The sequence below is a fragment of the Bradyrhizobium sp. SRS-191 genome (assembly GCF_024586915.1).
Taxonomy (GTDB): Bacteria; Pseudomonadota; Alphaproteobacteria; order Rhizobiales; family Xanthobacteraceae; genus Bradyrhizobium.
This window is the reverse complement of record NZ_JANBVS010000004.1, coordinates 325,136-335,529: the sequence shown is the minus strand read 5'-3', so window position 1 is coordinate 335,529 and position 10,394 is coordinate 325,136. Positions and strand designations below refer to the sequence as shown.

Genomic DNA, 10,394 nt, shown 5'->3' with positions numbered 1-10,394 from the left:
CTAGGCGAGGTCGGCCTTCATCAGGTCGCGCAGCGCCTTCGGAATCGGCTGCGCCTTGCCGCCGCAGATGAAGGCGACGCGGACCTCGGCCTTGACGAGCACCTCCTCGCCGCGCCGCACCTCCTGCGCCAGCGTGATCGAGGCACCTTTCACCGCGATCGGCCAGGTCACGACATCGAGCACGTCGTCCATGCGCGCCGGCCGAAGAAAATCGAGCGTCATCGAGCGCACGACGAAGGCGAAGCCCGGGGCTTCGCTGGCTGCCTCTGCAAAGAGAGCATGCTGCTCGGCGCCCATCAGCCGCAGATGATTGGTGCGGCCGCGCTCCATGAAGCGGAGGTAGTTGGCGTGGTAGACGATGCCTGAAAAATCGGTGTCCTCGTAGTAGACGCGCACCTGCATATGATGACGGCCGTCGCGGATCTCGCCGTCGAGATGCTGTTGGGTCATTGGAAATCCTCGATCGCCGGACATGCGATCGTTTCGCGCAAGTCAGCCGCGAGCGCAAGCTTAAGACGTCACCTCCATTTGTTCCCCGCCGATCGTGACCTGCACGATCTCCGGGGGCACGCCGATTCGCACGGGCATCAGGCTGCAGCCGAGACCGCCGGAGACGATCACGTCGCATTGCGTGCGGATGTGGCCATAGGCAAGGTCAACGCCGTTGCGGGCCGGCACGGCGGGCGACCAGCCGAGCACGCGGACCTGGCCGCCATGCGTGTGACCAGACAGTTGCAGCGAGACCCGGGACGGCACGCGCAATGCCACGTCAGGCTCATGCGCAAGCAAGATGACCGGTGCACCGTCCGTGACCTTGCGCAGCGTGCCGGCAAGATCATCAATTCCGATCCGCGGCACCGAGCGGAAGCGGCGCGCCGCCATATAGGCCAGTTGATCTCCGAGGCCGGCCAGCCAGAAGGCATGTCCATCCTTGGTGAGTCGCACGACCTCGTTCTCGTAGACTGGAATGCCGGCGGCCTCGAGCGCTTTCTGGGCGTAGGGCGCGCCGCGGCCGTCGCGCTGCACAGTCTTGTCGTCCCAATAGTCGTGGTTGCCGAGAATGGCGTGGACGCCGAGCGGCGCTTTCAATCCGCCCAGCACGGGCGCCCAGTCCGAGGCATCGATACGTCCGATGTGGTGACGATGACCGGCGACGTAGTCGCCGAGCAGCACGATCAGGTCCGGCCGCAGCGCATTGGTCCGCTGCACGATGCCGTCGATATGCGCGAGCGACATCCAGGGATCGCAGGCATGAATGTCGGCGATGGCCGCGATCTTCAGCTTCAGCCCGGCCGGCCAGCCGCGTGGATGAATATGATAGTCGGTAATGCCGAGGCGGAGCGGCTCGATGCCGACGCCGTAGGTGGCGGTGGAAAAACCGGTGGCGGCGAAAGCGCCTGAGAATTTCAGAAAGCGACGGCGTGACAGCATGGACGAACTCCTCGCACGCAATCCTTTTCCTCGCTCATTGCAACCGATTTCGGGTGCGTCTGTGCAGATTGTCAGCAGTTTCGTTAATCATCACCGTCATTGCCGAACAGGCCGATCTGGCTGGGATCGCGGTTCGCAGGCTCGGCCATGCCGAGATGCTTGAAGGCATGCGACGTCAGCAGACGGCCGCGCGGGGTGCGCTGCAGATAGCCGCATTGGATCAGGTAGGGCTCGATGATGTCCTCGATGGCATCGCGCGGCTCCGACAGCGCTGCGGCCATGGTCTCGACGCCCACCGGGCCACCACCGTAGTTCAGCGCGATGGTCGAGAGATAGCGCCGGTCCATCGCATCGAGCCCGGCGGCATCCACCTCCAGCGCGCTCAGCGCGTGATCGGCGATGGCGCGATCGATCGCACTGGCATCGGCAGCGGAGGCGAAGTCGCGCACGCGGCGCAGCAGACGGCCGGCGATGCGCGGCGTGCCACGGGCGCGGCGCGCGATTTCATTGGCGCCGTCGGGGGTCATGCCGATCCCGAGCACGCGGGCGCCGCGCGTCACGATGCCTTCGAGCTCCTCGACGGTGTAGAAGTTCAGGCGGATCGGAATGCCGAAACGGTCGCGCAGCGGATTGGTCAGCAGGCCCGCGCGCGTGGTCGCACCGACCAGCGTGAACTTCGAGAGATCGATCTTCACCGACCGCGCCGCCGGGCCCTCGCCGATGATGAGGTCGAGCTGAAAGTCCTCCATTGCCGGATAGAGCACCTCCTCGACCGCCGGGCTGAGACGATGGATCTCGTCGATGAACAGCACGTCGCGCTCTTCGAGATTCGTCAGCAGCGCCGCGAGATCGCCAGCCTTGGCAATCACGGGCCCAGAGGTCGCGCGAAAACCGACGCCGAGCTCGCGCGCGACGATCTGCGCCAGCGTTGTCTTGCCGAGGCCAGGAGGACCGACGAACAGCACATGGTCGAGCGCCTCGCCGCGCTTGCGCGCCGCCTCGATGAAGATCGACAGGTTCGCGCGCGCCTGCTGCTGGCCGACGAACTCGGACAGCTGCTGCGGACGCAGCGCGGTGTCGCCGACATCATCGGAGCGCCGCTCCGGGCTGACCATGCGCGCAGGCGGCTTCATTCGTTGCCGCGCCGGTATTTGTTCGGCAGCAGCTCGCCGATGGTCACGACATCCGGTCCCTTGCCGTTCGACGGCACGATGACGCGCGCCTTGGCATCATAGTCGTGGATCAACTCGCGGCAGGTGCCGCACGGTGAGACCACGGCGACCTCGCCGGGCTCACCGGGTTTGGGATGGCGCACCGCGACGATGGTCTCGATGCCGTGGTCGCCGTGCTCGGTGATGGCCCGGCCGATGGCGATGGCCTCGGCGCAGACGGCGTTGCGGCCGAGATAGGCGTCGATGTTGACGCCGGTGATGATGCGGCCGTCGCGGGTGCGCATGGCCGCGCCGACCTCCTGCCAATCGTTGCGGTAGCGGTTCTTCACCGCCGATGTCGCCGCCTCGATCAGCTCCTTGTCCTTCTTGCTCACCATGGGGAAGATCGTTGTCCTTCTGCTCGCCCGGTGCGGCGACCTATTTGGCCAGCTCCTTGAGGCCGAGGCGGATGAGTTGCGCGGTCTCGGCCTTGTCGCCGGCCGCGCGCGACGCCGCGGCGATCGCGGCGGCCGCCTGCGGCTGGCCATAGCCGAGATTGATGAGCGCGGAGATCGCATCCGCGATCGGCTGCGGCGCGCGGGATTCTTCGATGGCGCCGGACAGGCGGACCACGCCGGGATCGACATCGGCAAAGGCCGGCGCCTTGTCCTTGAGCTCGGTCACGATGCGCTCGGCGACCTTCGGCCCCACACCCGGCGTGCGCGCCACCGCAGCCTTGTCGCGCAGCGCGATCGCATTGGCGAGATCGGCCGGCGGCAGGGTGCCGAGCACCGCGAGAGCGACCTTGGCGCCGACGCCCTGCACGGTCTGCAAAAGACGAAACCATTCCCGTTCGACATCCGAGCGAAAACCGAACAGCTTGATCTGGTCCTCGCGCACATAGGTCTCGATCGACAATGTGGCGGCTTCACCCGGCGACGGCAAGGCCTGCAGGGTGCGCGCCGAGCAATGCACCTGGTAGCCGACGCCGCCGACATCGAGGATGACGAAATCCTCGGCGTAGGAATCGATCAGGCCCTTGAGCTTGCCGATCATAGGCCGGCCACCTTCATACGCAGCGCCTGGCCCTGGCGGTGGTGCGCGTGGGTGATCGCTATCGCCAACGCATCGGCAGCATCCGCCGATGGCGGCTCGGCCTTGGGCAGCAGGATCTTCAGCATCACCGCGATCTGGCCCTTGTCGGCATGCCCGGCGCCGACCACGGTCTTCTTGACCTGGTTGGGGGCGTATTCGGCGACCGAAATTCCGAACATGGCCGGCGCCAGCATGGCGATGCCGCGGGCCTGGCCGAGCTTCAAGGTGGCGACGCCGTCCTTGTTGACGAAGGTCTGTTCGACCGCGGCCTCGAGCGGCTGGAAGTCGTTCAGGACCTTAGCCAGTCCCTCGTGGATCGCCAGCAGCCGGTTCGCCAGGGGAAGATCGTCGGCCGGCTCGACCGAGCCGCAGCCGACATAGATCAGCCGGTTGCCCTCGCTCTCGATCACGCCCCAACCGGTGCGGCGGAGGCCGGGATCGATCCCGATGATGCGGACGGCGGCGCGAATCGGCTGGGCTTTCATGGGTTAGAGATAGCCTCGCGCCGCGCCAGTGGAAACATAAACGGAACGGCCGGAGCAGTATGGTTAACCGTCCGTCAACCGCCCATCTTCGCCATCAGCGCGTCCGAGATCTCGAAATTGGCGTAAACGTTCTGGACGTCGTCGTGCTCGTTCAGCAGATCCATCAGCTTCACCAGCTTCTCGCCGGTTTCGTCGTCGACCGCGACCGTGTTCTGCGGCTTCCAGGTCAGCGCCGCCTTGCGCGGCTCGCCGAACTTGGCCTCGAGGTTCTTGGCGACCTCGTGGAAACTGTCCGGCGAGGCGTAGACCTCGTGGCCGCCCTCGCCCGAGATCACGTCGTCGGCGCCGGCTTCGATGGCGGCATCCAGCACCGCATCGTCGGAGGCGACGCTGCGGTCGAACTCGATGATCCCGACGCGGTCGAACATGAACGCGACCGAGCCGGTCTCGCCGAGATTGCCGCCGGACTTGGTGAAGTAGGAGCGGATGTCCGAGGCAGCGCGGTTACGGTTGTCGGTCAGCGCCTCGACGATGACGGCGACACCGCCGGGACCATAGCCCTCGTAGCGGATCTCGGCATAGTTCTCGCCCTCACCGCCCAGCGCCTTCTTGATGGCGCGCTCGATATTGTCCTTCGGCATGTTCTCGGCGCGGGCCGCGACCACCGCGGCGCGCAGCCGCGGGTTCATCGCCGGGTCCGGCGTGCCGAGCTTGGCCGCGACGGTGATTTCGCGCGCCAGCTTGCCGAACAGCTTGGACTTCATCGCATCCTGCCGGCCCTTGCGATGCATGATGTTCTTGAATTGGGAATGGCCGGCCATGCGAGATCTCTTGCAATCGTCTGGAGGTCAGTTGGGGAAGCGCGGCCTTATAGGCCGGGAATCGTCAAAATCAAAGATTTGGGGTGGTTTCAAGGGGGGGCGAGCAGCATTGGGGACCGCCGCGCCGCCTGCCCTCATAAGCCAAATGTTAACCATGGCTTCACTGTCAAGTGCAAGGATACCGGCCTTGTGCACCTTTTCACGCGCGACCCGGGGGCTACCCCAATGGCGTTTGGTTTGTTTGCGAGACGTGCCCCTGCGCCCGAACCGGTGGTTGAGCCGAAGCCGGTGGCAGCGCCTGAACCGCCGGCGGCGCCGGATGATTCGGCCAAGGCGATTCTCGACCTCCTGGAGCTCGAACTCGGCGGCATGATCCGCCAGCTCGAACGCGCCGCCAATGCGGTGGCGAGCGGCGCCGAGGCGACGGCGGGGACGCTGACCGACATCCGCCAGCGCGCCGACGCCCTGTCCGGCCGCAGCAGCGCCGCGCAAGGAACCGCCGCGACCTTTGCCCACGCCGCCGAGAAGGTGACCCAATCCGCGCACGGCATCCGCTCCCAGGTGCAGGACGCCGGGCAGCTCGCCGACCAGGCCAGCGCCGCCGCCCGCGAGGCGCGTGAGAATGTCGACCGTCTGCGCGAATCCTCCGCGGCGATCGGCAACGTCGTCAATCTGATCTCGCAGATCGCCCGCCAGACCACGCTGCTCGCCCTCAACTCCACGATCGAGGCCGCCCGCGCGGGCGAGGCCGGCCGGGGCTTCGCGGTGGTCGCGACCGAGGTCAAGGCGCTGGCGGTGCAGACGCAGAACGCCACGGAGGAGATCACCCGCAAGATCGAGGCGCTGCAGAAGGACGCCGCCGGCTCCGCCGACGCCGTCCACCGCATCGCCCAGGCGATCGAGGCGATCCGCCCGGTCTTCACCAACGTCAACGGCGCGGTCGCCGAGCAGAACCAGACCACCGGCGAGATGTCCGATAACGCCGCGCAGGCCTCGCAATTCATCTCGTCCGTGGTCGACAGCGCCGCCGACATCGGCAGCGCCACCCAGCAGGCGGAAAGCTATGGCGAGCGGGTCACCAGCGCCGGGCGCGCGGTGACGATGTATGCCCAGAAGCTGAAAGCGCGCTGCGCCGTGCTGCTGCGCCAGGGCGATCGAACCGCGCGCAGCGGCAGCGAACGGCTGCCGTGCCATCTCAAGCTCGAGATCAAGTCGGGCGGCCGCACGATCAGCGCGCCGGTCTACGAGATTTCCAACGACGGCATTTTGATCACCGGCCCCGATGCCAGCCGCCTTCCCGTGAATGAGCGTGTCGACGCCGTGCTGGAGGATGTCGGCCCCTGCCGGCTGCGCATCACCGAGCAGGTCAAAGCCGGTGCCCAGGCGCGGTTCGATGCGCCGGGCGCGGAGCTGCGCGAGAAGATCGAAGACAAGCTCTGGGCGCTGCACGAGGAGAACAACGAGTTCGTTGCGCGTGCCATGGAGGCCGGCACCGAGCTGAACCGGATGTTCGAGAGCGCCATCGTGCGCGGCGAGATCACGCTCGAGGACATGTTCGACACCAACTATGTCGAGATCCCCGGCACCAATCCGCAGCAGCACCGCAGCCACATCCTCGACTGGGCCGAGCGCGCCTTGCCGTCCTTCCAGGAGGCCTTTCTGGCCAAGGACACGCGCATGGCGTTCTGCGTCGCGATCGACCGCAACGGCTATCTGCCGGTGCACAACAAGATCTATTCGCATCCGCAGCGGCCGGGCGATGTCGCCTTCAACACCGCCAACAGTCGCAACCGCCGCATCTTCAACGATCCGGCGGGGCTGGCGGCCGGCCGCAACCAGCGGCCCTATCTGATCCAGAGCTACGCGCGCGACATGGGCAACGGCAACACCGTCATGATGCGCGAAATCGACGTGCCGATCCGCGTCCGCGGCCGGCACTGGGGCGGCTTCCGCACCGCCTACAAATTGTGAGCCGCGCAGCGATCTGCTGAATTCGTCAAGTCCGGGAGCATGAACATGTCGGTCGCGCAACGCGCCATTCTGGAAAGTCACGATGCGCGCACCGGCGCCGAACGGCTGATGGACGAGATCGCCGACCGCATCGGGGGGCTCGGCGTCGAGCTCGCCGACGTCGCCGGCAACGTGCAGGAGGTCGCCAACCGCGTCAGCTATCAGTCGCAGCGCTTCGGGCACCTGCAGGCGACCGCCAAGACCATGGTCGCGGCCAACCACGACATCGCCACTGCCTCGCAGGCGGTGCAATCGGCCACGACGGCCGCGGTCGGCGACATCGCGCAGTCGCGCAATGTGGTCGAGACGGCGGTGCGCCACATCTCCGAGCTGGTCGATTCCGTCGAGCGCATCGAGCAGCGGCTCGGCTCGGTCGGCGATGCCCTGTCGCAGGTCGCCAAGGTCTCGGTCGCGATCGAGGCGATCGCCAAGCAGACCAACCTGCTGGCGCTCAACGCCACCATCGAGGCGGCCCGCGCCGGCAATGCCGGCCGCGGCTTCGCGGTGGTCGCGAGCGAGGTGAAGTCGCTTGCCGAGGCGACGCGGCAGGCGACGCAGCAGATCGGCGACACCTTGCGCGGGCTCGATTCGCAGGTGAAGAGCCTGCTCGGCGAGAGCGGCCAGGCCTCCTCGCGCGCCAAGACCGCGGGCGAAGGCGCCCAGCAGATCGGCGGCATCATCGTCCGCGTCCAGGACGGCTTCACCAGCGTCGGCCAGGAGATCGACGGCGTCGCGAAGGCCGCGACCTCCAACCTCGCGCATTGCGACACGGTCATCAGCGAGCTCGCGGAGCTCGCCAAGGGCGTCGACCAGTCCTCGCTGGAGCTGAAGCAGGCTGACAGCCGCATCGCCAAGCTTCTCGATCATTCCGAGGCGCTGATCGGGCTGATCGCCGAAAGCGGCGTCGAGACCGCGGACGCGCCGTTGATCCGCACCGTGGTCGAGACGGCACGGCAGATCTCGGCCACCTTCGAGGCGGCGATCGATCGCGGCGAGATCGCGCTCGCCGACCTGATGGACGAGAACTACCGCGAGATTCCCGGCACCAATCCGAAGCAATATCTCACCCGCTACGTCGAGTTCACCGACCGCGTGCTGCCGGCGATCCAGGACCCGATCCAGGGCAGCGACCCGCGCATCGTGTTCTGCGTCGCCTGGGCCCGCGGCGGCTACCTGCCGACGCACAATCCGAACTACCGCAAGCCGCAGGGGCCCGACCCCGTCTGGAACAACGCCAACTGCCGCAACCGCCGGCTGTTCGAGGACCGCGCGGTGAAGAAGGTCGCCGCCGCCGGCAACAAGCCGTTCCTGCTGCAGACCTACCGCCGCGACATGGGCGGCGGGCAGTTCGTGCTGATGAAGGACCTCTCCGCGCCGATTGTCATCAAGGGCCGGCATTGGGGTGCGTTCCGGATGGGCTTCCGCATCAAGGCCTGATCCCGTTCGTTCGTCTCACGCGCCCCAGAAGGTCGGTTTCGCCTGCGACAACCGGCCGCCGATCCGCACCGGCGCGATCCGCTCCGCCAGCCCCGTGGCGTCGTCGGTCTCGACCGCGACGCCGCTCAGGGTCGCCTCGCCCATCGCCGGCTCGAAGCGCGCCGACGGAATGCCGGACTGGAAGCGGCGCAGCGGCTCGTCCTTCTGCATGCCGATGATCGAATCATAGTCGCCGGTCATGCCGGCATCGGTCATGTAGCCGGTGCCGCCCGGCAGGATCTGGTGATCGGCCGTGGGCACATGGGTGTGGGTGCCGACGACGAGACTGACGCGGCCGTCGCAAAAATGGCCGAAGCCCTGCTTCTCGCTGGAGGCCTCGCAATGCACGTCGACCACGATCGCATCCGCCGCCTCGCGCAACGGACAGGCGCCGATCTCGCGCCCGATGGCGGCGAACGGATCATCGAACGGAGTCATGAAGACGCGGCCCAGCACGTTGACGACCAGCGCGCGGGCGCCGGTCTTGGTTTCGATCAGCGCCGCACCGCGCCCGGGCGTCCCCGGCGGATAGTTCGCGGGCCGCACCAGGCGCGGCGCGCGCTCGATGAACACCAGCGCCTCGCGCTGATCCCAGGAATGGTTGCCGAGGGTGACGGCATCGGCGCCGGCATCGACCAGCTCCTGATAGATCGCTTCGGTTATGCCGAATCCGCCGGCCGCGTTCTCGCCATTGACGATGACGAGATCGAGCCGCCAGTCGCGGATCAGGCCTGGAAGATGGTCTGTGACGGCGCTGCGGCCGGCCCGGCCGACGACGTCGCCGACGAAGAGAATGCGCAACTCAATGGCTCCGGAAATCCAAGGTCTCGCGCTCGGTTAGCACATAATCCAGCGCCGCGTCGTGGGCCAAGGCCGGGACCTGCTCGGTTTCCTGGACCGCGAAACCGAGGCCTATGCCGATGACGTGGTGCGATTTCCGCAGGTGCGAGAAGGTGTAGTCGTAGTACCCACCGCCATAGCCGATGCGATGGCCGGTGCGGTCGAAGGCGGCGAGCGGCACCAGCATGACCTCCGGCACCAGTTCGGCGGCGACCGGCGACGGCTCTGGGATCCCCAGCGCGCCGAGCGTCAGCCGGTCGCCGGGCGCATAGGCGCGGAACGACAGCGAATGGCCGCGCGCCAGCACCACCGGCAGCGCCAATCGTGCGCCCTGCCCGGCCAGCGCGTGCATCAAGGGCGTCGGATCGAGTTCATTGCGGATCGGCGCATAGCCGGAGACCACGGTGCCGGGCTTCAGGGGGAATGGCAGGCCGCGCGCGGCGATGGCCTGCGCGGCCGCGCTCCTGGCATCCTCGCCGAGGGCGTCGCGGGCAGCTAGGGCGGCCGCGCGCAATTGCTGCTTGGTGTGCTGAGCGGCCTTCATCGGCATGCGACGGGACCTCCGTTCAGAGCGCGCGGACGCGGGCACTTCAACGTTGCAGAAACGCGGCAGGTCGGCAACCGAAGGGGGACAGGCAGGCAGGAAAGCAGGAAGGAAACAAGAGCGAAGCCGCAATCGCCGTTGAAACGCTCGATCCCGGAGTTCCCTACGAAAGTAGGTGGGCACCATATGTCCAGGTCCACGGACCTGGCCAGGGACAGTTCCCTTAAGGATCGATAAGGCCCCGGGGATATGTTGGTTCCGGACGCGCGTCGCAGCCTCGCCAAGGCAATGTAACCATGGCCGGGTGATTTTGCCAGCGGTCGACGTGGATTGAGCCGGGACACTGTGCCTCCCCCTCGGTGTCGTCGCCCGGCTCGACCGGGCGACCCAGTACGCCGTGACGGTAATGGATGAATCGACAGGCCGCGGCGTACTGGATCGCCCGCCTTCGCGGGCGATGACAATTTTCGAGTGGTGGGAGCCGGGCCGACCGCGGCAGCAGATCAGAACAGGCATGACTTCGCTTTCTCGCGGCGCGCAG

The 10,394-nt window shown here is 67.1% G+C and carries 11 protein-coding genes and 1 other RNA gene; 2 read left to right on the top strand and 10 right to left on the bottom strand.

What is annotated here, in order from left to right; all coding sequences use genetic code 11:
* From ybgC to NLR35_RS10295, 7 genes are all read right to left on the bottom strand, one after another.
* Entirely contained in the window at nucleotides 1-450 is a 450-nt protein-coding gene (gene ybgC, locus NLR35_RS10325) for a tol-pal system-associated acyl-CoA thioesterase (RefSeq protein ID WP_257166449.1), read from the bottom strand.
* Between the two features lie 60 nt (nucleotides 451-510).
* The gene (locus NLR35_RS10320; RefSeq protein WP_257166448.1) at nucleotides 511-1,431 is read right to left on the bottom strand and encodes a metallophosphoesterase; all 921 of its coding nucleotides are present in this window, start codon (nucleotides 1,429-1,431) and stop codon (nucleotides 511-513) included.
* Nucleotides 1,432-1,514: 83 nt separating this feature from the next.
* Nucleotides 1,515-2,564, bottom strand: coding sequence for a Holliday junction branch migration DNA helicase RuvB (ruvB, locus tag NLR35_RS10315; protein ID WP_257166447.1), 1,050 nt, complete (start codon nucleotides 2,562-2,564; stop codon nucleotides 1,515-1,517).
* Nucleotides 2,561-2,980 carry a cytidine deaminase gene (locus tag NLR35_RS10310; RefSeq protein WP_257166446.1) on the bottom strand — a complete coding sequence of 140 codons (420 nt, stop codon included), beginning with the start codon at nucleotides 2,978-2,980 and terminating at the stop codon, nucleotides 2,561-2,563. The genes ruvB and NLR35_RS10310 overlap by 4 nt, the downstream gene beginning before the upstream one ends.
* 40 nt (nucleotides 2,981-3,020) lie before the next feature.
* A complete protein-coding gene (gene ruvA / locus NLR35_RS10305) occupies nucleotides 3,021-3,638 on the bottom strand; it encodes a Holliday junction branch migration protein RuvA (RefSeq protein ID WP_008961684.1) in 618 nt (205 codons plus the stop codon).
* Nucleotides 3,635-4,162 (bottom strand): crossover junction endodeoxyribonuclease RuvC, encoded by a 528-nt coding sequence (ruvC, locus tag NLR35_RS10300; protein WP_257166445.1) that lies wholly within the window; start codon nucleotides 4,160-4,162, stop codon nucleotides 3,635-3,637. Before ruvC ends, ruvA begins: the two co-directional genes overlap by 4 nt.
* 74 nt (nucleotides 4,163-4,236) lie before the next feature.
* Entirely contained in the window at nucleotides 4,237-4,983 is a 747-nt protein-coding gene (locus NLR35_RS10295) for a YebC/PmpR family DNA-binding transcriptional regulator (RefSeq protein ID WP_257166444.1), read from the bottom strand.
* A 225-nt stretch (nucleotides 4,984-5,208) separates the two neighbouring features.
* Here NLR35_RS10295 and NLR35_RS10290 point away from each other — a divergent pair, with 225 nt between their 5' ends.
* Together NLR35_RS10290 and NLR35_RS10285 are read left to right on the top strand one after the other, a co-directional pair.
* Complete coding sequence (locus NLR35_RS10290) at nucleotides 5,209-6,954, top strand: methyl-accepting chemotaxis protein (RefSeq protein ID WP_257166443.1); 1,746 nt, start codon at nucleotides 5,209-5,211, stop codon at nucleotides 6,952-6,954.
* Between the two features lie 45 nt (nucleotides 6,955-6,999).
* A complete protein-coding gene (locus NLR35_RS10285; RefSeq protein WP_257166442.1) occupies nucleotides 7,000-8,430 on the top strand; it encodes a methyl-accepting chemotaxis protein in 1,431 nt (476 codons plus the stop codon).
* A 15-nt stretch (nucleotides 8,431-8,445) separates the two neighbouring features.
* On the opposite strand, the gene NLR35_RS10280 is transcribed toward NLR35_RS10285, so the two are convergent.
* The 3 genes from NLR35_RS10280 to ssrS form a co-directional block, all read right to left on the bottom strand.
* Complete coding sequence (locus NLR35_RS10280; protein WP_257166441.1) at nucleotides 8,446-9,270, bottom strand: TIGR00282 family metallophosphoesterase; 825 nt, start codon at nucleotides 9,268-9,270, stop codon at nucleotides 8,446-8,448.
* A gap of 1 nt (nucleotide 9,271) precedes the next feature.
* Nucleotides 9,272-9,853 (bottom strand): 5-formyltetrahydrofolate cyclo-ligase, encoded by a 582-nt coding sequence (locus NLR35_RS10275; protein ID WP_257166539.1) that lies wholly within the window; start codon nucleotides 9,851-9,853, stop codon nucleotides 9,272-9,274.
* Between the two features lie 119 nt (nucleotides 9,854-9,972).
* Nucleotides 9,973-10,134, bottom strand: a non-coding RNA gene (gene ssrS / locus NLR35_RS10270) — 6S RNA.
* Between the last annotated feature and the right edge of the window lie 260 nt (nucleotides 10,135-10,394).

Bases quoted from the DNA above. Each gene is read 5' to 3' on its own strand.
- ybgC (WP_257166449.1), bottom strand. From the start codon at position 450: ATGACCCAACAGCATCTCGACGGCGAGATCCGCGACGGCCGTCATCAT.
- NLR35_RS10320 (WP_257166448.1), bottom strand. From the start codon at position 1,431: ATGCTGTCACGCCGTCGCTTTCTGAAATTCTCAGGCGCTTTCGCCGCC.
- ruvB (WP_257166447.1), bottom strand. From the start codon at position 2,564: ATGAAGCCGCCTGCGCGCATGGTCAGCCCGGAGCGGCGCTCCGATGAT.
- NLR35_RS10310 (WP_257166446.1), bottom strand. From the start codon at position 2,980: ATGGTGAGCAAGAAGGACAAGGAGCTGATCGAGGCGGCGACATCGGCG.
- ruvA (WP_008961684.1), bottom strand. From the start codon at position 3,638: ATGATCGGCAAGCTCAAGGGCCTGATCGATTCCTACGCCGAGGATTTC.
- ruvC (WP_257166445.1), bottom strand. From the start codon at position 4,162: ATGAAAGCCCAGCCGATTCGCGCCGCCGTCCGCATCATCGGGATCGAT.
- NLR35_RS10295 (WP_257166444.1), bottom strand. From the start codon at position 4,983: ATGGCCGGCCATTCCCAATTCAAGAACATCATGCATCGCAAGGGCCGG.
- NLR35_RS10290 (WP_257166443.1), top strand. From the start codon at position 5,209: ATGGCGTTTGGTTTGTTTGCGAGACGTGCCCCTGCGCCCGAACCGGTG.
- NLR35_RS10285 (WP_257166442.1), top strand. From the start codon at position 7,000: ATGTCGGTCGCGCAACGCGCCATTCTGGAAAGTCACGATGCGCGCACC.
- NLR35_RS10275 (WP_257166539.1), bottom strand. From the start codon at position 9,853: ATGAAGGCCGCTCAGCACACCAAGCAGCAATTGCGCGCGGCCGCCCTA.